The organism is Shewanella zhangzhouensis (assembly GCF_019457615.1).
Classification (GTDB): Bacteria; Pseudomonadota; Gammaproteobacteria; order Enterobacterales; family Shewanellaceae; genus Shewanella; species Shewanella zhangzhouensis.
Genome location: NZ_CP080414.1, coordinates 647,346 through 669,684 on the forward strand (window position 1 = coordinate 647,346; position 22,339 = coordinate 669,684).

General features: G+C 54.2%; 19 protein-coding genes. 10 read left to right on the forward strand and 9 right to left on the reverse strand.

The genetic code is table 11. The features are described from left to right. Positions 1-120: 120 nt before the first annotated feature. From K0H63_RS02815 to K0H63_RS02840, 6 genes are all read left to right on the forward strand, one after another. Positions 121-807: an arginine N-succinyltransferase gene (locus K0H63_RS02815; RefSeq protein ID WP_220066628.1), complete on the forward strand. Its 687-nt coding sequence runs from the start codon at positions 121-123 to the stop codon at positions 805-807. 177 nt (positions 808-984) lie between these two features. Next, a complete protein-coding gene (locus K0H63_RS02820) occupies positions 985-2,163 on the forward strand; it encodes a GGDEF domain-containing protein (RefSeq protein ID WP_220066629.1) in 1,179 nt (392 codons plus the stop codon). Between the two features lie 188 nt (positions 2,164-2,351). Beyond that, complete coding sequence (ybaK, locus tag K0H63_RS02825; RefSeq protein WP_220066630.1) at positions 2,352-2,825, forward strand: Cys-tRNA(Pro) deacylase; 474 nt, start codon at positions 2,352-2,354, stop codon at positions 2,823-2,825. Positions 2,826-3,013: 188 nt separating this feature from the next. Beyond that, positions 3,014-4,585 (forward strand): methyl-accepting chemotaxis protein, encoded by a 1,572-nt coding sequence (locus K0H63_RS02830; protein WP_220066631.1) that lies wholly within the window; start codon positions 3,014-3,016, stop codon positions 4,583-4,585. Between the two features lie 255 nt (positions 4,586-4,840). Further along, positions 4,841-5,842 (forward strand): NAD(P)H-quinone oxidoreductase, encoded by a 1,002-nt coding sequence (locus K0H63_RS02835; protein ID WP_220066632.1) that lies wholly within the window; start codon positions 4,841-4,843, stop codon positions 5,840-5,842. Positions 5,843-6,088: 246 nt separating this feature from the next. Then, positions 6,089-6,514: a hypothetical protein gene (locus K0H63_RS02840; RefSeq protein ID WP_220066633.1), complete on the forward strand. Its 426-nt coding sequence runs from the start codon at positions 6,089-6,091 to the stop codon at positions 6,512-6,514. Positions 6,515-6,675: 161 nt separating this feature from the next. Here the strand turns inward: K0H63_RS02840 and K0H63_RS02845 are convergent, their stop codons facing one another. The 5 genes from K0H63_RS02845 to cutA all read right to left on the reverse strand — a co-directional run bounded on the left by K0H63_RS02845 (position 6,676) and on the right by cutA (position 12,978). Then, the gene (locus K0H63_RS02845; RefSeq protein ID WP_220066634.1) at positions 6,676-7,701 is read right to left on the reverse strand and encodes an aldose epimerase family protein; all 1,026 of its coding nucleotides are present in this window, start codon (positions 7,699-7,701) and stop codon (positions 6,676-6,678) included. 96 nt (positions 7,702-7,797) lie between these two features. Then, positions 7,798-8,946 (reverse strand): galactokinase, encoded by a 1,149-nt coding sequence (galK, locus tag K0H63_RS02850; RefSeq protein ID WP_220066635.1) that lies wholly within the window; start codon positions 8,944-8,946, stop codon positions 7,798-7,800. A 151-nt stretch (positions 8,947-9,097) separates the two neighbouring features. Beyond that, positions 9,098-10,705 (reverse strand): cation:proton antiporter family protein, encoded by a 1,608-nt coding sequence (locus tag K0H63_RS02855; RefSeq protein ID WP_220066636.1) that lies wholly within the window; start codon positions 10,703-10,705, stop codon positions 9,098-9,100. Between the two features lie 123 nt (positions 10,706-10,828). Next, a complete protein-coding gene (locus K0H63_RS02860) occupies positions 10,829-12,649 on the reverse strand; it encodes a protein-disulfide reductase DsbD (RefSeq protein ID WP_220066637.1) in 1,821 nt (606 codons plus the stop codon). Continuing rightward, positions 12,646-12,978 (reverse strand): divalent-cation tolerance protein CutA, encoded by a 333-nt coding sequence (gene cutA, locus K0H63_RS02865; protein ID WP_220066638.1) that lies wholly within the window; start codon positions 12,976-12,978, stop codon positions 12,646-12,648. The genes K0H63_RS02860 and cutA overlap by 4 nt, the downstream gene beginning before the upstream one ends. A 210-nt stretch (positions 12,979-13,188) precedes the next feature. Here cutA and K0H63_RS02870 point away from each other — a divergent pair, with 210 nt between their 5' ends. Beyond that, a complete protein-coding gene (locus K0H63_RS02870; RefSeq protein ID WP_220066639.1) occupies positions 13,189-13,782 on the forward strand; it encodes an FxsA family protein in 594 nt (197 codons plus the stop codon). Positions 13,783-13,840: 58 nt separating this feature from the next. Here K0H63_RS02870 and K0H63_RS02875 read toward each other — a convergent pair whose 3' ends face one another. Next, complete coding sequence (locus K0H63_RS02875; protein ID WP_220066640.1) at positions 13,841-15,661, reverse strand: protein kinase domain-containing protein; 1,821 nt, start codon at positions 15,659-15,661, stop codon at positions 13,841-13,843. A 204-nt stretch (positions 15,662-15,865) separates the two neighbouring features. Here K0H63_RS02875 and K0H63_RS02880 point away from each other — a divergent pair, with 204 nt between their 5' ends. Both K0H63_RS02880 and K0H63_RS02885 read left to right on the forward strand, forming a co-directional pair. Continuing rightward, positions 15,866-16,210 carry a hypothetical protein gene (locus tag K0H63_RS02880; RefSeq protein WP_220066641.1) on the forward strand — a complete coding sequence of 115 codons (345 nt, stop codon included), beginning with the start codon at positions 15,866-15,868 and terminating at the stop codon, positions 16,208-16,210. Positions 16,211-16,278: 68 nt separating this feature from the next. After that, positions 16,279-16,935 carry a thiopurine S-methyltransferase gene (locus tag K0H63_RS02885; protein WP_220066642.1) on the forward strand — a complete coding sequence of 219 codons (657 nt, stop codon included), beginning with the start codon at positions 16,279-16,281 and terminating at the stop codon, positions 16,933-16,935. Between the two features lie 127 nt (positions 16,936-17,062). Here K0H63_RS02885 and K0H63_RS02890 read toward each other — a convergent pair whose 3' ends face one another. Both K0H63_RS02890 and K0H63_RS02895 read right to left on the reverse strand, forming a co-directional pair. After that, positions 17,063-18,094 (reverse strand): porin, encoded by a 1,032-nt coding sequence (locus K0H63_RS02890; protein WP_220066643.1) that lies wholly within the window; start codon positions 18,092-18,094, stop codon positions 17,063-17,065. Positions 18,095-18,478: 384 nt separating this feature from the next. Continuing rightward, entirely contained in the window at positions 18,479-19,546 is a 1,068-nt protein-coding gene (locus K0H63_RS02895) for a porin (protein ID WP_220066644.1), read from the reverse strand. Between the two features lie 349 nt (positions 19,547-19,895). Here K0H63_RS02895 and tcdA point away from each other — a divergent pair, with 349 nt between their 5' ends. Continuing rightward, positions 19,896-20,684 carry a tRNA cyclic N6-threonylcarbamoyladenosine(37) synthase TcdA gene (gene tcdA / locus K0H63_RS02900; RefSeq protein WP_220067791.1) on the forward strand — a complete coding sequence of 263 codons (789 nt, stop codon included), beginning with the start codon at positions 19,896-19,898 and terminating at the stop codon, positions 20,682-20,684. Here tcdA and K0H63_RS02905 read toward each other — a convergent pair. Next, on the reverse strand, positions 20,681-22,324 hold the full coding sequence (locus K0H63_RS02905; RefSeq protein ID WP_220066645.1) for a sensor histidine kinase: 1,644 nt from the start codon (positions 22,322-22,324) through the stop codon (positions 20,681-20,683). The genes tcdA and K0H63_RS02905 overlap by 4 nt on opposite strands. Positions 22,325-22,339: the final 15 nt, after the last annotated feature.

Consider the following 22,339-nt stretch of genomic DNA (forward strand, 5'->3'; position numbering starts at 1 on the left):
ACAGCGAGAGTGATTCGGGCCAGCCAGGGCTCTGTCCTGACTACTCTCGCTATCCGTGGTGCTGTCCTTTCGAGCGTCAGGGCGGTAACATGCCGGGCAAAGACGATAGGGGACAAGTGGATGAATACAAGAACCAGCGCTGATAAACGTGGCTTCAGTGGTGCACAGGTATTGCTCATTATTCTGGCCGTGATGTTATTGACTGTCGTGGCAAGCTTTTTGATTATCCGTACCTATATTTTCCCAAGCCCCTTTACCCCTGTGACCCTGAGCGCCAAAGAGGAGAAGAAACTCGAGGCCAAGCTGGACACCCTGGGCTGGGATATTCAACGTCCATCGAATAAAGACAGGCAAGGGACAGCCAACCGGGGAAGTACGGACCTGACTCCCGAGCCCTACCGGGAGAGGGATGATTTGCGGCAGGTGACCTTCAGTGAAAAAGAGGTCAACGCCATGATTGGTCGCAGCCCGGAGTTTGCCGAGCGACTGGCGATTGATTTTTCCGACAACCTCGCCAGTGCCAAATTGTTGATCCCCATTCCCAGAGACTTTCCCATCATGGCCGGTGAAACCCTGAGGGTGAATGCGGGGCTGGATATCCATTTGGATCAGCGTCGCCGTCCTGTGGTGGCTTTGGTTGGGGTGAGCCTGATGGGCGTGCCCCTTCCCAATGCCTGGCTTGGCAATATGAAGCAGGTGAATCTGGTGAGTGAATTCGGCGACAGTGGCTTTTGGAATGCCTTTGCCGATGGGGTCGAAGATATAGAAATCCGCGAAGGAGAGCTTTATATCAAACTCCGCCCCTGAGCTCTGCGGTCTGTGGCTTGCCAACTTGGGCAAGCTGGATCTCGGTGAGCCCGGATATGGGTAAACCTGATCAAAGTTTGTTGGAGTTCGCTGGCGAGACTGGGTTAACATGGCGCCAGAAATATCTTATACGGTACTGCATTCTGATTTGTGCAGTGCAATAAAAAGAGAGTGAGAATGGACGCTTACACCCTACATATAGCCACGGCCTTTGCCAGCGCCATGATGACCATCAGCCTGTTGGGACTCTTTATCGCCAGCCCCAGGGAATACAGTCTGCTCGACTGGTCCTTTGCCGGTTTATGTTTTTTGGCGACTAATGGTTTGACTGTGTTGGTGTTTCATTTTCCGCAACCATTTTGGGTGGCACCGGTACTCACTAACGCCTTCTATTTTGCCGGACACTGTGCCGTTCTGATGGGGGTGAGGCGTTACTTCGGCCTGAAAACCCACTGGCAGTTTGGTGTGGCGGTGGCCATCTTCATTGCGGCAGTGCACGCCGTGCCCTGGGTTCAGGCGTCCGTCGCCAACCGTCTGTTACTGTTTTTCCCACTGTTGATGCTCATCAGCGGCCTGACTATCTCCGTACTCTGGCGTTACGGCGCCAGGGAGCTGAGGCTGGCGTGCATGCCTCTGTTAGTGTTGGAGTTATTGTTTTTGCTGCAATTGTTATTGCGCACTCTGATCCTGGGCACTTCGGCCGAGATGAACCTGACCTACGCCGGGAGCCAGTTTTTCCAAACCTCGGGCACCCTGGCGATTTTTGTGTTTTTAAGCCTGGGTACCATGGCCTGCGCCACGATGGTTATTCGTCGCCAGGAGCTTGAGCTGAGGCAACTTACCACCACAGATCCCCTTACCGGCTGGTTCAATCGTCGTGCCCTGAATGACATTGCCGTGCGTGAGTTTGAGCGCAGTGCCCGCACTTCATCCGAGCTGGGGCTCATGGTGTTGGACATAGATCATTTCAAGAAAATCAACGACACCTATGGCCACGTTGATGGTGATGCGGCGCTCAAGCATGTCACCAACACCTGCGCCTTATTGCTGCGTGGCTACGATTATCTGTTCCGCTTTGGCGGCGAGGAATTTGTGATCCTCCTACCCGGCAGTGATGATGAGTGCACTCGTAAGTTGGCCAATCGGCTAAGAGTCAAAATTCAAAATGAACCTGTTACCCTTGGGCAAGACAGAGTCAATCTTACCGTCAGCATAGGTGTGGCTCAGCGGCGTGAAAGGGACCAAAGCTGGCTACAAATCCTCGAGCGTGCCGATTCGGCGCTTTACCATGCCAAACAATCCGGGCGTGACAGGGTTGCATTTCACAATGGCCTGGAGTTAAGCCAGGTCAGCTAGTCTGGGTCTGCCACAACAGATTACTGGTGTGGTTTTTTCTTAATCACTTTCAGAAAGGCGTGTTTGGGTCACATGGTGCCTGCTGGGTTTTGGCATACAGCCCGCATTAACACGCTTTCGCTTTAGACTGGATTTACCCATCGCTATCAGGCTGGCACACTGGGGAAAATTCCAAACCAGATACGCCCATGACTCCAGCGATTAAACAGGCCGAAAAGGCCGGGATCCCTTTTGAGGTGCTCGAATATGAGCACGATAGCCGTGCTCCGTCCTACGGTATGGAGGCCGCCGACAAATTGGGGCTTGCGCCCGAATTGGTTTTTAAAACCCTGATGGTGGCACTGGACGAAAAGTCTGCCCCCATCGCCGTGGCCTTGGTGCCGGTAGCAAAGCAGCTGAATCTTAAACTGGCTGCCAAAGCCCTGGGGCAAAAAAAGCTGGTGATGGCAAATCCGGCGGCCGCCGAGCGTTCCAGCGGTTATCTGGTGGGGGGCATAAGTCCACTGGGGCAGAAAAAGCCTTTGCCCACACTCATAGATATCAGTGCCGAGCCCTTGAAGCAGATGCATGTAAGCGCTGGTCGACGGGGGCTTGAGATTGCCCTGGCACCCCAAAGCCTGGCTGGGCTTTGTCGGGGGAGTTTTGCCGCAATAGCTGGCTGAGTTCCGGCTGAGTAGATTTTAAGTGACTGTATATTTTAAAGGTTTTGACTAGCGCTTTTTGTTTGCTGCAAATGTGCAGTGGATCAATAAACAGACATCTCAGAGACACTTTTTTTGCACTGCATCAATTTAATACAGGCGTTAAAAGGTGAAAATCTTGCGCATCAATTGGCCAACAAGAATAAAAGATGCGCAACAACCAACCCGTTACCCTCAGGGAGGTGGTGCTCGACAACGAGGCCATCATTCTTTCTACCACAGATCTGAAAGGGCGTATCAAGTACGTCAATCAGGACTTCTGTAATATTGCCGGTTTCCGGGAAGAGGAACTGGTGAATGAACCCCACAATCTCATCCGTCACCCCGATATGCCACCTGCGGCATTCAAGATGCTCTGGAATCGAATTCGCGAAGGACGCCCCTGGATGGGGTTGGTGAAAAACCGCTGCAAGAACGGGGACTATTACTGGGTCGATGCCTATGTCACCCCCGTGTATGAAGATGGCGAAGTCCACGAATACCAGTCGGTGCGCCGCAAGGTGAACGCCAAACACAGGGAGCGCGCCGAATCCTTGTATGCCGAGTTGGTGAAAGGTCATCAGCCCGCAATGCTCAGGGATAGCCGCTTTGGAGTGTGTGGCAAACTCATGCTGTGGACGGCCCTGATGCTCGGATTGTCGGCCCTTGCCGCCCAGTGGTCTTTTTGGTTGATGTTACCGCTGTTGCCCGTCGCCCTGTTGGGGTGCCGTGGTTTATTGGCGCCGCTGCGCGATCTTGCCAGTGAGGCACGCGGTATTATTCAGGATCCCGTGGCCAGAGCGGTATACACAGGTCGGCGGGATGAAATTGGTGACCTTATGCTCGCCATGCGTTTTATGACCAATGAAACCGGCGGTGTGATGGGGCGGATGGCTGACTCCACCGAGACCATGGCGAACCAAAGCAATGAGCTGCTTGATGCCATTGCCCGCAGCGCCGAACGGGCCGACGGTCAGCGTCAGCAAACCCAGCAGGCCGCCGCTGCAGTGGAAGAGCTGCACGTGAGTTTTGCCGAGGTCAAAGAGCATACGCTGGCGGTGGCCAGCGATGTGGAACAGTGCCAGAGTGCCATGGGGCTTGGGCAACAGCAGCTGGCGGAGGTTGAACGGGCCATGCAACAGCTGCAGCAGCAAATGAGCCTGTGCGACGCCGTTGTGCGTGAGATTGCCAGCGACAGCCAGGCCATCAATCAGGTGCTTGAAGTCATAGGCACCATAGCAGAGCAAACCAATCTGCTGGCGCTCAATGCCGCCATCGAAGCCGCCCGTGCCGGCGAGTCAGGACGCGGTTTTGCCGTGGTAGCGGATGAAGTGCGGCAGCTTTCAGGACGCACCGGCGAGTCGACCGGACAGATCGAAGGCATAGTGCGCAAATTCCAGTCCAGTACGGCGCGGGCCGAAGCTAATCTGGATAACAGTCAGCAGCAGCTCAAGAATCTGGCCGCAAGACTTGAGCAGGTGCAACAGGCTTTTGGGGCGCTGGATAGTGCCATCAACACCATTAAATCCCTCTCCGATCACAGTGCCCACGCCATGACCGAGCAGTCCAGCGCGGCGGGCAGTATCAGCGACTCGCTGCAAACCATCAATGAACTGGCCGAAGCCGTGCTCAGCCAATCCCGTGAGGCCGAGCAGTTGGGGGCTCGTATGTCACGCCTTTCAAGTAAAACCAGTGGTTTATCCAAGCAGTTTTGGCAAAAAAGCGTAAGCGGCCGAGGTTAGGCTGCAGGCATTTTTGGCCAGGTGTTGATATGAAGGGTCCGCTATCGCGGACCTTTTTATCTAATTCTCTCGCACACAAGACGTAAAACCTGTGTAAGGGATGGGCACCATCCGGTGGAATGGCGCTGCTTTGTGGACGCTGCTTACCCAGAATGGCGGTTGTGTGTTTCAAGTCCCGGTTAAGTTTCATCTTTTAGCCTTGCCGGAAGCTGCTATGCTTGGGACAACTTTTCTCAGTCTGCGTAATTTTTCTTTATGACTTCACTCCATACTCAGGTTGTGTTTGATGCCCCCGGTAGCCCCGAGGTGATGAAACTGGTGCAAGGGCCTGCGCCTTCCCCAATAACCGGCGAGGTGCTGATTCGGGTCGCCGCCGCCGGCGTTAACGGACCGGATTTGGCGCAGCGCAAAGGCGCTTATCCACCACCGCCGGGCGCTTCGCCAATTTTGGGCCTGGAAGTTTCTGGCGAGGTGGTTGAGGTTGGCGCCGATGTCAGCTGGCCAAAAGTGGGAGACAAGGTTTGCGCCCTGGTGCCCGGTGGTGGCTATGCCGCCTTGGTGGTGACCCCCGCAGTACACTGTTTGCCCATACCCTTAACTATGTCCCTTGAGGAGGCCGCAGGCCTGCCTGAAACCTTCTTTACCGTGTGGGGCAATCTCTTTATGCGCGGTGGCCTCAAGGCGGGCGAGACCTTGCTTATTCAGGGCGGCAGCGGTGGCATTGGCTCCACGGCTATTCTGCTGGCCAGGGCGTTTGGGGCGCGGGTGCTGGTAACCTCAGGCAGTGCCGATAAACGCGATTATTGCTTGAGTTTGGGGGCTGACATGGCCTTTGACTACCGGGATGAGGCGCTGGTGGACAAGGTGCTTGCAGCCACTGAAGGCCGCGGTGTGGATGTAGTGCTGGACATGGCGGGTGGTGCCATGGTTAATAACAATCTGAAAATGCTCGCCAATGATGGCCGCATGGTTTCTGTGGCCATGCAGGCTGGCCCCAGGGCTGAGGTGGATGTGTTTCGCATCATGAGTAAACGCATCCTGTGGACAGGCTCAACCTTAAGACCCCTGAGTATCGAGGCCAAGGCAGCCATCGCAGAGCAGCTTAAAGAGAAGGTTTGGCCGCTGCTCGACGCCGGTCAATGCCGTATCCCCCTTTTCGGTGTTTATCCCCTTGATGAAGTGGTGAAGGTCCACAGCATCATGGAGGCAAAATCCCATCATGGAAAGCTGGTGCTCAGCCTCAAGGGAATTGCTTGATATGGCGAAATTTTCGACTAAAGTCGAGATTAAACGGAAAAATGAAAAAAACAGGTTGAAATTAATCTAAATATCACAAAAAAATCGCTTAATTTAGCATTGATTCTCGGAAAGATTCTGTAAGAATACCCAACTTGAAGCGTCCGAGTTATTCGGTCGATTTTTTGCTGGGGTGGTGTGCTTCCCCGCGAATTCAAACAACCGTAAATTCCTAGTGTATGTGTTGATTAAAAGGTATTGGCATATATGTATAACACGGCGAAGAAACAGGTTTGGTGGGGAGTGTTGAAAACTGCTCGCGGAACTTCCATCGTCATTCACGACAATCAGTTGCCCGAAGCTTCCGCGGGACGTGTTTATCTTTATAACACCGAGCGCAAAGCCATTATTGAGTATGTTGAAGACATCGTTAAGCCCAACCTGCATGAGCTTGATGATGCCGGACTCAAGGCTGCCGAGAGCAATTACAGCGGAGAATGGAAAGCCGCTCGTGCGTCCTTTATGGAAAAGCACCACGCACGGATCAACTTGAGCAATATCAAGGATGCACCAGCCTCTTCCCGCAAGGCCAAAGCCGAAGCTGAGCCTGAGTATGAAGACTTGAGTGGTGGTGGCAGCAGCGGTAGCAGCGACGATTTCGGCGACGATTGGTCCGACGATTTCGACGATTAATCCGTCGATTGCTGCAATCAGGTCGACCCAATGGTCGACCTGGCGCTTTTCTGTTTAGTGGTGAGCTCTCACCCCGCAGCATCCAGTGCTTCAGCACCTTCCATCACTTTGTCGGTAGGCTCTTGCTGAGCTGCATCTATGGCGCGCTGGGTTACCTCGATTCAGTCTTTTACCTCGAACTGGTAACGACTGATGTGATGATAGATTTCCCCCGGCATTAACCAGGCCTTGCCCAAGTCGGGTTGATTCGGCGCATCCGGAAACAGTTGTGGCTCCAGGCAAACACCCTGATAGGGTCGATAAATTTTGCCCTGCCGCCCACGTTCGCCATCGAGAAAATTCGCCCCATAGAGCTGTACACCCGGCTGATTGGTATAGAGCTTAAGGAGTCTGCCCGAGTGTGGACTGTGCAGCTCGGCTGCCAACGCCAGCTCGTCCTGCGTCTTGTCGATAACAAAACAGTGGTCAAAACCGCGGGTGGAGGCCAAGTCCGGGTGTTGTACCCGGTCACCAAGGCGAGCATCCTGCAACGACAGCGGTGTACCTGTGGTGGAGGCGTGTCCTGTGGGTATCCCTGCCTCGTTACAGCGCAGAAACGTCTTGGCGTGCATGGTCACAGTGTGATCGAGACAATCGGCGCGTCCGTCGAGGTTAAAGTAGCTGTGTTGGGTCAGGTTGACCGGGCAGGGCTTGTCGGTCATCGCCATGATTTCAACGTAGAGGTTGTTGCCCGCGAGCCGGTAATCCAGCTGGACCGAGCAATTGCCCGGAAATCCCATGTCACCATCGGGGCTGCGAAGGCTCAGACGCACACCGTCGGGAAGCAATCCCAGCGTCCATTGCTTGCGATTAAAACCTTCCCGGCCGCCATGCAGGCAATTGGTTGCCTGATTCACATCCAGTTGGAAGTCTTCACCGTCATAGTGCAATTTGCCGTGGGCGATACGGTTGGCATAGCGTCCGGCAATGGCGCCAAGGTGCGCATTCTGGGTGAGATAGTCTTCGACACTGTCACAGCCAAGTACCAGATTGGCGCGCTCGCCCCGGTTGTCGGGGGCCCAGAGTGAGCGAATGATACCGCCCAGACTCAGTACTTCGATGGCCAACTGGCCGTTATCCAATCGGACCCGTTCGATTTCTCCGCCCCTGGGATCCTTCCAGGAGTCGAGCACTGAGTGACGCACCATGAGTAGATTGCCTTATCCATATAAAAGTCAAAGCACTATAAACGATAGCCCAGCCACGAAACAGTGACTGCATTCGTATGTTTTGGCTGAAAAAAATCAGCCGTCGATACGTCCTGCGCCTGCGCTTGGGGCACACATATACAGCACGGGCTCCAGCCCGGTTTTGGCAGGGTATTCCGACTCTACCGCGTGTACCACGGCATCGGTCAAATCATGTTCCACCAGCGCAACGACACTGCAGCCGTCGGTCATTCGCACCCCGCCACGGTCGCCAATGGCCTGAGCCATGATTTGCACCAGGGTCTCAACTTCCGGGACCATGAGTTCAAAGTCATCCCGCAGTGAGGCGTGGGAAAGTGCCATCAGTTCCGACAGCCTGGCCACATCACCGCGTTTCAATGCCCGGCCGGCACTCTGGGTGCGCAGGTTCTCGGTTATGACATGTCGGGCGCGTTTATAGAGGGTTTCATCCAGCACGTCGCTGGCGGCCTTGAGCTCGTCCAGTTCCAGATCCCGTAAGGAGTCGAGCCCGAAAAATTCGGCGGCATCGCGGCACTCATCGGCCCGGGCCTTATAGGCCTCTTCCAGTAACTTGGGGTCCAGTGGCGAATGCACAATGATAAGGCTCAGGTTATCGGGGATCAGCACGGCTTCTATATCCAGATCCAGGCAGTCAATCAGCAGGGCTGAATCCGCCTCGGCCAGGGCGCTGGTCATATGGTCCATCACGCCGCAGGTACTGCCGTGGAAACGGCTCTCGCCGCGCTGTGCCAGTTGGGCAATGGCCATGGGGGAAAGGTGGAGCTGACAGGTGTCATTCAACGCCGTGCCAAAGGCAATTTCCAGCGCGCCTGAGGATGAAAAGCCCGCTCCCATAGGGATGCTGCTTACCACCGCCAGGTCGAGCCCCTTGGCTTTGAGTCCGGCCTGGCCCACTGCCTGGGTGAAACCTTTGAGGTAGTTTACCCAGTCACCTCCGGCAGTGACTTCGCCTTCTTCGCCGAAACGCCACTCCTTCAGCTCACCGGGAAAGGCCTCTGTGACGACCCGAAAACGGTCGTCATCACGCTTTTTTACTGCGATAACCGTATGAAAATTAATGGCTGCAGGCAGCACAAACCCATCGTTATAGTCTGTGTGTTCACCAATGATATTGACCCGGCCCGGAGCCTGGTAATAGGCATCGGCCTTGGTCCCGAAAGTTTGGACAAACAGCTTGGTGGCGCGCTGCGCAGGGTTCGACATGCTCACTGATCCCATTGATAACCGGGTTATTCTGAAGTGCCGCACGAAATGGCGGCTTCCCTGAGTTATACCACGTCTTAAAAAGCCGGAAAACTGAGATTTTTGCGATAAGTGAACAAACAAAAACGCCGCGAATTCGCGGCGTTTCAAATCAGCCTCTGGCCTGGGCCAGTTCACCCTCTGCGGGCATCAGCTCTGTGGCGACGTGTTCCACAAAACCCGCACCCGCGGCTTCATAGAGGTTGTAGACGCTGTGCACGCCACTCTCTTTCAGGGAGTCGGTGTGTTCTGCGTACTGGACAATGGCGCTGATCTTACCCTGATAGTCCTGTTTCTTCAGTTGTTCTACCGCAAAAAGGTTGCCCGCGTGATGGGGCATGGCAAGGAGGACAAGATCCAGGTTGGGGGCTCTGTCGAGCTTTTCCCAGAAGTCGGTATCCGAGGCATCGCCCTGCACTACATTACGTCCCTGTGCGCGGTGGAAGTCCACCAGTTCCTGCTTGTGCTCAATGCCAAGGATTTCCCCGTCGAATCTGAGTTTCAGCTCATCATAAGCACCTGAACCAATACGGCCCATACCCAAAATCAGGAAACGGGGGTTACCAATGGGGATGGGTCTGTCTTCCGGATGCAGCGGCGGGCGCTCCATGCGTCTCAGGGGCTGCTGGTATCGCTGGTAAATCTTACCTACCATATTGTTGAGGGGGGCTGCGAGCAAAAAGCTGAAGCTCAGCGCCACGGCGATAATAATGAGCCACTGTGACGGCAGCCAGCCTTTGGACGCGGCCACCGCCGCGACAATCAGACCGAACTCGCTATAGTTACCCAGGTTGAACGAAGCCAGCATAGAGGTACGGGAACGCAGCTTGAAGCGGGTCAGCAGCACCACAAAGAGGGCGACCTTGAAGGGAATGAGTGCCACCAGGAGCCCCGCCAGCGCCACGTCTTCCAGGCTTGGCAGCCCATTGAGTCCTATGGTGAGGAAGAAGGCTACCAGGAAGAGCTCTTTGAAGTAAAACAATGATTTGGCAAGCTCGGATGCCTTGGGGTGGCCAGCAAGCAGCACGCCGATAATCAGGGCGCCCAAATCGGGCTTAAGCCCCACGGCTTCAAAGAGCCAGGCACCCAGCACCAGGGCCATGACCAGACCAAAGAGCACCAGGAGTTCACCATGGCCAACGCGATCAAAAGCGCGGTAAATCAGCGGTCTGGCTATTGGCAGCAACAGCAGTGTCAGCGCCCAGATGGAAGGCCATTCCCCCTTGGACACGGTCAGGAAGCCTACGGCAAAGATGTCCTGCATGATGAGGATACCAATGGCGACACGACCATAAAGGGTTTGCATATCCCCTTTGTCTTCCAGCACCTTCACCGCAAATACCGTGGAGGAGAAGCTCAGGGCAAAGGCCAGCAGCGACAGCTGATTAAGACTGAGGTCGGTAAGTTGGCTCAGGCCCAGAATACCGAGCAGTTTGAGCACGGGAACCAAAAACAGCATGGTGCCCACCAGATGCAGGCTGGCACCGGCCCAGACTTCGGCCTTGAACAGGCTGCGAATATCCAGTTTCAGGCCAATGGCAAACAGCAGCAGGGTTACACCGAGATCGGCAAATTGCTGCAGCATCGGCAAACTGGATTCTTCAATGCCAAACATAAAGAGCACAAAGCCGGCGGCCAGATATCCTATCAATGGCGGCAAACCAACGCGGTTGACCAAGAGGCCGCAAGCGAGGGTGATGACGAGAATGGCCGGCTCCATGAAACTCCTTAACAGATAATTCAGCTATAAATCAGGTATCTTAGCGGACTTTATTTAATGTGAGATGAAAAAGGCAAAGATTTCAGTGAAATCTTTGCCTTTAGTTATAAGGGAAAATGGGGATTAATGCACTTGCAGCAGGTCCAGGTGCGCCGCAAATTCTTTGGGGCCCATAAAGCCGGTGACTCTCAGGTCATCACGCAGGCCACTCTGGGGATCGAACAGCAGCAGCGTCGGCAGGCCGAGCACATCGTAGGTTTCCAGCAAGGTTACGTCGGTGGCGTCTGACCTGGTCACATCGGCCTGAAGCAGCACCATGTTATCCAGGCGCTTCTTCACTTCCGGGTCGGGGAAGGTAATGTGCTCAAATTCCTTGCAGGCCACACACCAATCGGCGTAGAGATCCAGCATCACAAACTTGCCTTCTAAGCGGGCAATGGCCAGCTCGGCATTGAGATCTTCCACCGACTTGATGCGTTTGAATTCAACTCCCTTCACGGCTTGCTGTGCCTTGTTGGTGGGCATCTGGTAGCCCAAACCACCCATCACAGCCTGGAAGCCGTAGGAGAACGCCGCCAGCAGCCCCAGCATCAGCAGCACAGTGCGCACGGTTTGTTTCCAGTTGAACTCGGTCTTTTTGTTTTGATGCAGCAGGTAGCCCGCCAGTGCCACGCCCCACAGGGCCCACAGCAAGTCAGACACCATGCCCGGCCAGATGCGGCCAATCATCATCACAGACACCGCAATCAGCAGGAAGCCAAACACCGTCTTGATGATTTCCATCCAGGCACCGGCGCGGGGCAGCAATTTACCACCGGACGTGCCCATCAGCAGCAGTGGCAGACCCATGCCCATGCTGAGCACGTACAGGGCGGCAAAGCCCATCAGCAGATCGCCACTTTGTGCCACGTAAACCAGCGCACCCGACAAGGGGGCAGTGGTGCATGGCGAGGCCACCAGACCGGAAATCACCCCCATGATGAAAACGCCGGTGAGGTTGCCACCTTTCTGGTTGTTGGATAGGCCATTCATCTTCTCCTGCCAGGATGACGGCAGCTTGAGATCATATAGGCCGAACATAGACAGGCTGAGAACAAAGAACAGTACCGCAAGACCAATAAGCACGGCGGGGTGCTGCAGCGCGGCCTGATATTTCATCCCGGCCGAAGCCACCACCAGCCCCAGCAGAGAGTAGGTAATTGCCATGCCCTGCACGTAGGCCATGGACAGGGTAAAGGCGCGGCCCGTGGACAGCTTTTCACCCTGGCCGACGATGATGCCCGAGAGAATGGGGTACATGGGGAACACGCAGGGAGTGAGCGCCAGACCAATGCCCAACCCGAAGAAAATCAACAAGGTCCAACCGAGATTTCCCTCGGTCAGCATCTGCGCCAGACTGTCCTGTTGAGTCAGGGGGGCTGAGGCGGACGTGCTTGAAACTGTGCCGCCGGTTAGCTGCTCTGCGGTTTCGCCCGACAGCTTGCCATCGTTGGGTGCCACAGCGGCAAGCTGCTTACTGACCTTGGTGGGTGGGAAGCAGAGTTTGCCTTCGGCGCAGCCCATAAAGGTGACTGTCAGCGTGCCCTGCTCCAGTGCTTCTTTGAGGGCAACGGTGAACTCAACATAGCTGTAAAACACCTGCTGCTCGCCAAAATACTCGTCGTTGTGCAGCTTGCCCGGCGGCAGAGCAACCTCGCCCAGGGTGGCGTTGTCGGCCTCAAACTTGAGCTTGTCGCGGTACAGGTAATAGCCATCGGCAATCACAAAGGACAGCCGCATCCGATCCCCGTCCTGCACGGCATCGAACACAAAGGCCTCATTCACGGGCATCAGCTCGGGCTCGCCCTTAAGGAAATCGAACTTCTTGCCAAAAATATCATTGGCATGGGTCGAGGGCGCCAATAACAGCAGACAGCTAAACAGCAGGGTGATGATTTTTTTCATGATTGTGTATTGTCGTTTATCCAGTTCAAATAGCCGGGCAGGGCCTCGGTTACGGGCGTCGCGATAATCTCAGGCAACTCGTAGGGATGCAGCTCAGAAATCACCCGTTCCACCTCGGCATACAGTGCCCGCCGGGTTTTGATGAATAAGGGATATTCCCTGTCTTCACAGAGTTTCCCCTGCCAATGGTACACCGAAGTCACGGGGCCACCCTGCTGCACACAGGCAGCAAGGCTGTTGCTCACCAGACGTTTGGCAATGGCAAGGCCGACATCCTCTGAGGGGCAGGTGGTCATAACCAGGATATAGTCATCCATGGACTGTGCCATGATCTCTCCCAAGGTTTAAAACTCCCTTAAGGCTGCTAAGTTAGCCTTAAGCTCAGGTTGGCAAACACTTTACGTGTTTTGTCTGACTCTTGCATTAAGAGAAAGCTGAAATAGTGATACGGGTTGTTTCCCCGCAGCGACAGCCGATACTCTTGAAATTTGACCGGACAGCCCCCATATATCTTGCAACCCACTGCATTAGAGGCCGCCATGTTTTTTGCTTTTGTTCTGATATTTATCCTGATCCCCGTGGTCGAGCTCTCGGTGCTGATTCGGGTTGGTGAAGCCCTCGGTAGCCTGACCACAGTGGCGCTGGTGCTCTTTACCGCGGTGGTGGGGGTATCTCTGGTGCGCAGTCAGGGATTGTCCACCCTGATGCAGGCGCAGCAGAAAATGGCCAAGGGGGAGGCGCCCACGTCCGAATTGGTTCAGGGCATGATGCTGGCCATGGCCGGCGTCTTGCTGCTGATTCCAGGTTTTGTCACCGACTTTATCGGTTTGCTGCTGCTGACACCCATTACCCGCAAACCCCTGGCAGCCTTGCTGCTGAAGCGCTTGCAATTGAGAGTGGTGGGGCAGGGCGGTTTTGGCGCCAATTTTGGTCAGGGGCCTTTTGGTCAAGGTCCCTTCGGCCAGGGGCCTTTCGGAAATGACCCCTTTAATCGTGATGGGGGCAACACCTTTGACGGCGACTTTGAGCGTAAAGATGACCCCATGGCACGAAGTCATCAGCTGGACCAGCCGAAAACTCCGGCCAGTGAAGATGATGCCGCCCACTCTGACACCAACAAACCTAAAGACTGAGCCGCGCGACGGGTTTACTGGCCGCGCGTTCTCAGTATCTTGTCCCACACTCGATGAGTCAGGTTTCGGATTGTAACTGCCTGGGATCTTTAGGATAAAAGGCCTCGGGCTTGGTGCTGATTTTGGCGAACCTGCGGGTGTTCTTGTATGGCAGCTTCATAAAGCCCGATACGCCGTTACCGTGAATTTTATCTACATGGTGCAAAATCCTGTCGAGACTGGCCCTGAAGGCCGCCTGCTTGCGCGGGTTAAGCAGCTTTAAGTAGCTGTGGATCTTCAAGTGATCGCCAAGGGCCTCAAAGATGATGCAGCCTGTGTGGTGAATTTGGTTGAGCCAACCAAGCTCGGTCATGATTTCGGCGGGCAGCTCCAGATTTTCGTCCGGATCTTTGCCATCTTCAAAGTACGAGTGCAGTCGCGACTTGTCTTCCAACATGGGCACATCGCCCACTTCAAAGGGTAACTGCTGAGCGGGGCTCGCCACAAAGGTGCCGCTGGTCGAATCCCGGCTGATGTGCAAAGTGTCCCTTGCATTAAAAAAGCAGGCTTTGAAGGTACCGAGGCGACCTATGCCCCTGGCCAGGGTAACCATGTTATTGACTGCCTGCACCAACGCCTGCTTTAGCGCAGCGTCGTGGAGCGCCAGGTTGGAGTCGATAAACACCCCATCCTGTTGCCAATGGATAGCGAGCCCGCCCACTATGGGATACTGTCCCAATCTGCCCACTGCGGCGATAAAGCCCTTCTCCGTATCCCCCATGCCGGCCAGGAAATTGCGGTAGTACTTATCCAGCTGCACATCATCGACTCGGGCGATGGGTTCATCGGCGTTGTGCTCGCGTAAAAAGGACTTGCGCGAGCTGTAGCTCACCGTATCTACCTCTTTGCCACGGTTTTGTACCCACACAGGAATTTCGGCCATGGCCTCGGGGCGGGGGATATTCGGTAACAGCAGGCGGTGACTGTGGCGCATGCTGCGAAGGAAATAGTCGCCGCCCCGGTTGCGGGTCTGGGCATCATCACTGAGCATGGCTTCGAGAGTACGGGCTAGCTCCATCGGCAGGCCAATGCTGGTGGGCGGAATAACCCGGGAACCAAAGCGGCTGGCTTGTCCCGATGCCAGGGCATACAGGGTGGCTGCAACCCCCTGCTCGTCGAATCGGGGGCTCGAAAGGGCGCCACTGAGCTGTTCGTCACCGATAAAGTACACATCCCCCATGCGGGCATTGGTGTGCTGCTGGTCGCTGGAGAGCAGATTCATCACATGTTCTTCCACCGGCCGCCCCAGTTCATCCCGCTGGGCAAACACCGCCGAGCCCCAGTCAATCAGGGACAAATGGCCGGTGGCTTCGTCATAAACCAGATTGGATGGTTTGATATCGCCGTGAACCAACGGCCTGCCGGTGCGAAGATACACAAGCAAATCAGCCAGCTGGCGCGCAATGCTCATGATCATGGGAATAGGCAGTGCGCCTCGGCGCCGACACAGCTGCTCCAGCTCTTCCCCCGGAGCACGGGCCATCACCAGAATCCCCTGTTTGCCCACACGCTCAAATTTGACCAGCGGCGGCACATTGGGGTGGCGGCAATGGGATAGCATAAAGGCTTCTTCTTCCAGCCTGTCCTGGATTTGCTGGGGCAAAGTAATACGGGAAAACTTGAATACGTGTGCTTCGCCGGCCTCGTTGACCCCTGCAAACACAAAGCCATAGGCGCCCTTGCCAATAAACTCTATGTCCCTGTAACCCAGTTTGGACAGCTGTTGCTTACACAGGCGCACCCACGCCTTGTGTTTACGGGCGTCGTCGGCCTTGAGCAGGTAGATGGATTGTTCTTCAGAAATATAGAAGTGTTGCAGCTGTGGCGTTTGGGCGGACAAAAAAGGGATCCCCGGCGCTGATATCAATCCACCATTAAAGCCATATCCGCCGCAGACAGGCAAGGTATTTAGCGGCCGCCTACCCAAGTTTTTTACCCTCCATTTTGATGCAAATCAACTCTGGCGCAGACAGCACAGGCTAAGGTGTTTTTATCAATTTATACTTTGCTTAACCGCAGGCTGTCGGCGATTGAGGAGGGCAGGATGAACGCCCAAAAGAAACAACAACTGATTGAACTGTATGACTTTGCACGCAAGCGTATCATTCAGTCGATGGAACTGAGGCACTGCCCCCATTCGGGTTTTTATAACAGTGTCGATGAGCGCTGCATTTATTGCCATCAGGGCATGGAATGCGTGTGGATGAATCACAATGACGAATTGGTATCGCTGGAAGAGAAAAGCGAAGAAGATCTGAGGCAGCAGTTGTTGGTGGCCGTAGACTTTGTCGACTCCAATTTGTCGCCTTATCACCTGACCCGGCGCAAGTGCCAGTGTGAAAACTGTGTTTGGTTGCGTCAGGTGAACGAGGCACTGAACGCGCCCTGAAGCGCGCTTTGCATCCCCCAGACTTTGCCGCTAGAGTAAGGCGTCTTTTTTCGTCATAGGGGATGGTCATGGAGCCCGGATTCTGGCACGACAAGTGGCAGTCACAACAGATTGGATTTCATCAATCGGATATCAACCCATTCTTGGTCAAACACTGGGAAAGCCTGAAACTTGAAGGCAAAGGCAAGGTGTTTGTCCCCTTGTGCGGCAAATCCCTCGACATGGAATTTCTGGCCGCCCAGGGGCACGAGGTTATCGGCAGCGAACTGTCGGCACTGGCAGTGAGCCAGTTTTTTGAAGCCGCAGGTGCACAGCCCCAAAGCCGCACCCTGGGTGAGCACGTACATCACAGTGCACAGGGCGTTACCTTGATTGAGGGTGACTTCTTCACCCTGGATAATGATCTGATATCCGGGTGCAGTGGTTTTTACGATCGCGCCGCCCTCATCGCCTGCCCAGCAGAGATGCGCATCGATTATGTGCGTAAGCTCGCCGCCTTGATCCCCGCCGGTACGCCGGGATTGCTCATTACCCTCGACTATCCTCAGGAAGCCCTGATGGGCCCACCTTTTGCGGTTTCACCCGATTGGGTGCAGGAGTTCATTGGGGCATATTTTGAGGTCACGGCGCTTGAGAGTCAGGATGTGCTTGCCGACAACCCCCGCTTTGTAAAAAAGGCTGTGCCCTGGCTCAATGAAGCGGCTTACCTGTTGGTGCGTAAGTAATCTCTCTATCGCCGTTGGCATTTCTGGCAAGGCGAGCATAAAAAAAGCGACCCATGGGGTCGCTTTTTTGTGCCTTCACGGCGGCCGGTTGCTTTAAACCCGGCCTCCGATTTGGTTAAGCCAAGGCTTAGAAATCGTAACGTACACCTACGGTGAACACGTTGTCGTCTTTCAGGTCAACCTTGTTACCGGCAACCACGTGGTCACCTTCATACATGGCATAGTGACCGAACAGCAGGGTGGATTTGGATACGCGATAATCGGCACCCACTGTGATGCTGGTTACGTTTACATCGGTAGCTGGCTCAGTACCTTTCAGAGAAGAGTAGTACTTACCAAAACCTGCTTCGTCTTTACCGTATTCGGCTTTCAGGTTTACACCGCTCAGGTTGTAAGCCACGTTCACGAAGTAAGTGTTGTTGTCGTTGCCGCTGTCCACTTTTTCAGTGTTCTGGAACAAACCGCCTACCTTGAAGTCACCCAGTTTTACCTGAGCAACGGCACGGTATGCATCTACGTTGCTGATGCCCTTGTTATAGGCACCGGCCAGGTAGAAGTTGTGCTTCTTCAGGCCTTTGTCACCCACGGTTACAGACAGGGCATACTGAGCGTCGTCGCTGCTGTTGTTGTCTTCCATCAGGTAGGTGGCGTTCAGGGTCACCAGGTCAGCGATGACTGGAGAGTAGTACCAGATACCGTCGGCGCTGCGGGTTTGTGCGGCAACCAGACGGTCGATATCCGCGTTGGTGTTACCGAACAGGTCAACACCACCCTCGGCTTGTTTGAATACTGTGTCATTGCGACCTACCAGTACAGTACCGGCACCGGTCTTGATACCCAGGAATGAGTTACGTGGCTTGAAGGTATCACCTTTGGAAGAGGTGTTTTCTACCTGGAACTCCAGTTGGTAAACGATATCGATACCAGAGCTGATGTTCTCAGAGCCTTTCACGCCCAGGTGAGAGAAGTTGTTTTCAAAGTAGGTGCCGCTTTCGCCTACGGTAGCGCCATTGGTGCCGGATTGCAGGGTAGAGCTGGCGTCAGAGTTGGTTACTGCAAGCTCGATACGGCCGTAGAACTGAGGACCTTCGGCCAGCGCGCCGAATGATGCCAGGGCCATTACCGATGCTACTGATGCAGAGATAAGGGTCTTCTTCATGTTTACATGCTCCCTAGAACCGAAGTTCTGTTCCATTTTTATGGTTATTGAGTTGTTTTCGCTGGTTTGTTACAGGTATCCAGCCTCGTAACAAAGTTGCCGATGATTTTTACAGGTTTACCGATTGCAAGTTGTGGAGTGGATCAAACTTTCAGGCCGTACAGGAAGGATTTAAGGCATTTTTGTGACTGAATCCTTTCTTGGCGGCGTTTTTACGATAAATCGAGCAAAAACACAGCGTTGACTACCTCCAAATGGGTAATTCGCATCGACAAATTTGGTTTAACTTTAGCAGTGATGCATATAACTGCAATAAAAGTGACAAATTTTTTGCATTAAAAAGCGACCCGAAGGTCGCTTTTTATGGGTATTTTTATCAGATGCTTAGAAGTCTACTCGCAGACCCAGGGTGATCACGTCGTCGTCCAGAGAGACCTTGGTGCCGCCAAGCAACATATCCCCATCAAATCGGGTGAAATGACCATAAACCAGAGTATTTTTGCTCAGACGATGATCGGCACCCAGGGTGTATTGCTGTAAATCGACGTTCTCGACCTGTTCCATGCCAAAATCAGAATCACCTACCATGCGGCCGACATACTTACCCAGCCCTGAATCGTCCTGGCCGTAGGTTGCCTTCAGGGTTGTGTTACCCAGCTTGTAACCGGCGTTGATAAACCAGGTGTCACCTTCCAGATTGCTGTATTTATCTGCCACATGTTCCGAGTTTTGATAGAGCGCGCCCAGTATCAGCTCCCCGAATTTAACCTGAGCCACGCCGCGGTAAGCTTTAATGCCATCCAGGCCATCGTTGTATGCAGCAGCAACATAGTAGTTTTGGGCCTTCAGGGCCTTGTCACCCATGGTCGCGGACAGGGCATAGGTGTTACCGCTCCAGTCATCGTCTTCACCGGGATTGAACCAGCTGCCTTGTTCATAGTTATCTTCCATGACGTAGGTGGCGTTCAGCGTGAGAATGTCAGCGATTTTCGGGGAGTAATAGGTGATGCTGTCACCGAGGCGACTTTGCCCTGCCACCAGCAGATCAATATCTGCGTTGGTGTTGCCAAACAGGTCGAAGCCTCCCTCCGACTGCTTGAACACGGTGTCGTTACGGCCAATTAAAGCAGTACCCGCTTGAGTTTGCAGGCCCACGAAGGTGTTACGGGTATTAAAAGTGTCGCCTGAATTGTCGAAGTTATTTACGCCAAATTCCATTTGATAAATCAGAGCGATATTTTGGCTAAGCTGTTCGCTGCCTTTTACGCCGAGCCAAGAGAAATTGTTTTCAAATACAGTGCCATCTTTTTGGTTTTGGGTGGCGTAACCTGTATTGGAATTGGTGGCGGCCAGGTCGACACGGCCATAAAACGCAGGGCCATCAGCCAGGGTGGCGAAAGAAGACAGGGCGGCACCCGTGGCAACGGCCGATGCGATAAGAGATTTTTTCATGGCGGATTCCTCACTATTGACGGGACAGGGGCGTTGGGTTGTCGCCCCTTTCTTGAATGCGGCAGCAGTGTGGCAGTCCGTTAAAAGGCAGAGCGTGATCCAGATCACGCTAGATAAAATGAGGCTTGTTTATATCCTATTGTTTTACTTTGATAAAACAGGTTTTTGCTGAAAGTGTAACCGCTCTATTTATCTTCTGGAACCTGTCGCTGACAGTGCTAACATGTCAGGCACACATGGCCTGATTTGTATCAAGCCGCTCTGAAACGTCCCGTGCTTTCGGGCTGCGGCACTTTAGGCTAGAATGCGGCGTTTTTTACGGCATGGGGATCCACAGGTGGAACAGCAGCTGACACAGTCCTATCTGGACCGATTTGGTGGTATTGGCAGACTCTATGGTCAGCAGGCGCTGGTGCGTTTTCAGCAAGCCCATGTGCTGGTTATAGGCATAGGGGGCGTCGGCACCTGGGTGGCAGAGTCCCTTGCCCGCAGCGGCATCGGTCACCTTAGCCTGATGGATCTGGATGATGTGTGCGTGACCAACACCAATCGCCAAATTCACGCATTGAGCGACACCATAGGCCAGTCCAAAGTGGCGGTGATGGCAGAGCGTATCCGCGCTATCAACCCTGAATGCCAGATTGACGAGTTGGAAGACTTTATCACCCCCGACAACCTCGCCGAGTATCTGGGGCCCGCATGCGGTATCGACTATGTGGTGGATTGTATCGATGCCGTTAAACCCAAGGCCGCACTCATAGCCTGGTGCAAACGCAACAAAATTCGCATCATTACCGTGGGCGGTGCCGGCGGCCAGTTGGATCCCACGAAAATTCAGGTGACAGATCTTTCCCGCACCATTCAGGACCCCCTGCTTGCCAAGGTGCGCAATATTTTGCGTCGTGAATACAATTTCTCCCGTAATCTCGAGCGCAAGTTTGCCGTCGAAGCGGTGTTTTCCACCGAGGCGCTGACTTATCCGGGTAAGGATGGCGAGGTTTGTGCCACCAAGCCTGCCGAAGGTGGCAGCATGCGAATGGACTGCGCTTCAGGCTTCGGCGCCGTGACCGTGGTCACCGGCACCTTTGGTTTTATGGCGGTGAGCCGGGTGTTGATGTGGCTTAAGCAAAAAGCCTAAATATGGAATTGATAGCCGTCTTTGACTGAGTCGCTGGCCTGCAGATTGTCATCCCGTTTTACCGGTATGCTGAGGACAAAGCAGGCCCCTCCCAGGGTTGACTTTCCTTCATAACGCACGCTGCCTTTCAGCAGGGTGGCTGCGTTGAATGCCGCCGACAGTCCCAGCCCAGTGCCGCCCCGGGCACGGGTGGTGGTATAAAAGGGCTCAAACATATGCTCGGCGACATCGGCTGAAATCCCGGGCCCATTATCCTCAAGGCGTATTATAAGGCGCCGGTTTTCCAGATACGCCTCTACCCGGAACAGATTTTCCCGTCCCTGTGCAAAGGCATGGGCATAGATGTTGGACATCAGATTACTCAGGATCTGGTTGAGCAGGCTGTAGTTTGTTTCCACTTGCAGTTCATCGGCAATATCCAGTTCCATATTGGCCACTGTTGGCGCATAGATAAGTTGCGTAGATTCGTGAATGTCACGGCAAAGCTGGGCAACGGGGATTTGCTCGTGGGCCTCATGGCTGTTTTCTGCCGCAATGGTTTTGAACTTCTGGATGAGGTTGCTTGCGCGGGTGATGTTGCTGACGATGAGTTCACAGCTTTGCTGATACTCTTCGAGGATGGCGTTGATTTCCTCCAGGGTGGCCTCTTCACTGTGAATGAGGCTGATTAGCTCATCGATGTGAGCCAACTGGGTGCTGGCGGCGGTCAGGCAAATCCCAATTGGAGTGTTGATTTCGTGGGCCACACCGGACACCAACCCCCCCAGTGCCGCCATTTTTTCCTGTTCAACCAGCGCTTCCTGCGCCCGTTTCAGAATCACCAGCGACTGTTCCAGCTCCATAGTGCGCTCTTTTACCTGCTTGGCGAGTTCTTCCTTATATGAACGCTCCAGTTCAAGCAGCCGTTCCCGGTCTTCCAGCGCGTGTTGCAAGTCGGACTTGGACTTTTTCAAGGCACCGAATGAGCGATGCAGCTGCTCCTGCATTTCGTTTATCGCCAGGGCGACCTGATCGAATTCGTTTTGGGCACCGCGCTTTTGAAACGTCAGCGGCTGATACTCATGTTCGACGCTGATGTCCTGGCAATAGGCTGCCAGGGTATTGAGGTGGCGGGTAATGTTGAGCCACACCAGGATAAGGATCATACCGGCCACCAAAAAGGTTTTGATGGCGTTGGAGAGCAATATGATTATGGCCTTGTCATAAATGCGTTCGTACACGGCATTCAAGTCGGCCTGGATGGTGAGTTTACCCACAGAGATGCTTTCACTGCCGGAGCTGTAGTTCAGAGAAAACACCTTCTCGATAAAGTTCTTGTCGATGGGCGCACCACGGCTCCAATGCTGACCGCTGTCGTCATCGATGGAGATATAGGTAATATCGGGCAGCTGGATAAGGCCTTCGAGTTGAGTATTGATAAGACGCTCATCAATCACCCAGATACTGGCCGCCAGTACGTCGAGGTTCACTTTCTCGATGTTGGAGAAGGCACGATCGATACGGTTAAGATCGCCGTTATAGTCATTAAACAGCTGATAGCCGGTGGTGATGAGGGTGATAAGCGAGCTGAACAGCACGATCGAAATCATCAGCCTGCGACCGATTTTGCTGCTCACCGCCTGACGAGAAAAACCCAGCATGCTTTCTAATTAGTC

Excerpts from the sequence above, each read along its gene's own strand:
- K0H63_RS02815 (WP_220066628.1), top strand. The coding sequence starts at position 121 with ATGAATACAAGAACCAGCGCTGATAAACGTGGCTTCAGTGGTGCACAG.
- K0H63_RS02820 (WP_220066629.1), top strand. The coding sequence starts at position 985 with ATGGACGCTTACACCCTACATATAGCCACGGCCTTTGCCAGCGCCATG.
- ybaK (WP_220066630.1), top strand. The coding sequence starts at position 2,352 with ATGACTCCAGCGATTAAACAGGCCGAAAAGGCCGGGATCCCTTTTGAG.
- K0H63_RS02830 (WP_220066631.1), top strand. The coding sequence starts at position 3,014 with ATGCGCAACAACCAACCCGTTACCCTCAGGGAGGTGGTGCTCGACAAC.
- K0H63_RS02835 (WP_220066632.1), top strand. The coding sequence starts at position 4,841 with ATGACTTCACTCCATACTCAGGTTGTGTTTGATGCCCCCGGTAGCCCC.
- K0H63_RS02840 (WP_220066633.1), top strand. The coding sequence starts at position 6,089 with ATGTATAACACGGCGAAGAAACAGGTTTGGTGGGGAGTGTTGAAAACT.
- K0H63_RS02845 (WP_220066634.1), bottom strand. The coding sequence starts at position 7,701 with ATGGTGCGTCACTCAGTGCTCGACTCCTGGAAGGATCCCAGGGGCGGA.
- galK (WP_220066635.1), bottom strand. The coding sequence starts at position 8,946 with ATGTCGAACCCTGCGCAGCGCGCCACCAAGCTGTTTGTCCAAACTTTC.
- K0H63_RS02855 (WP_220066636.1), bottom strand. The coding sequence starts at position 10,705 with ATGGAGCCGGCCATTCTCGTCATCACCCTCGCTTGCGGCCTCTTGGTC.
- K0H63_RS02860 (WP_220066637.1), bottom strand. The coding sequence starts at position 12,649 with ATGAAAAAAATCATCACCCTGCTGTTTAGCTGTCTGCTGTTATTGGCG.
- cutA (WP_220066638.1), bottom strand. The coding sequence starts at position 12,978 with ATGGCACAGTCCATGGATGACTATATCCTGGTTATGACCACCTGCCCC.
- K0H63_RS02870 (WP_220066639.1), top strand. The coding sequence starts at position 13,189 with ATGTTTTTTGCTTTTGTTCTGATATTTATCCTGATCCCCGTGGTCGAG.
- K0H63_RS02880 (WP_220066641.1), top strand. The coding sequence starts at position 15,866 with ATGAACGCCCAAAAGAAACAACAACTGATTGAACTGTATGACTTTGCA.
- K0H63_RS02885 (WP_220066642.1), top strand. The coding sequence starts at position 16,279 with ATGGAGCCCGGATTCTGGCACGACAAGTGGCAGTCACAACAGATTGGA.
- K0H63_RS02890 (WP_220066643.1), bottom strand. The coding sequence starts at position 18,094 with ATGAAGAAGACCCTTATCTCTGCATCAGTAGCATCGGTAATGGCCCTG.
- K0H63_RS02895 (WP_220066644.1), bottom strand. The coding sequence starts at position 19,546 with ATGAAAAAATCTCTTATCGCATCGGCCGTTGCCACGGGTGCCGCCCTG.
- K0H63_RS02905 (WP_220066645.1), bottom strand. The coding sequence starts at position 22,324 with ATGCTGGGTTTTTCTCGTCAGGCGGTGAGCAGCAAAATCGGTCGCAGG.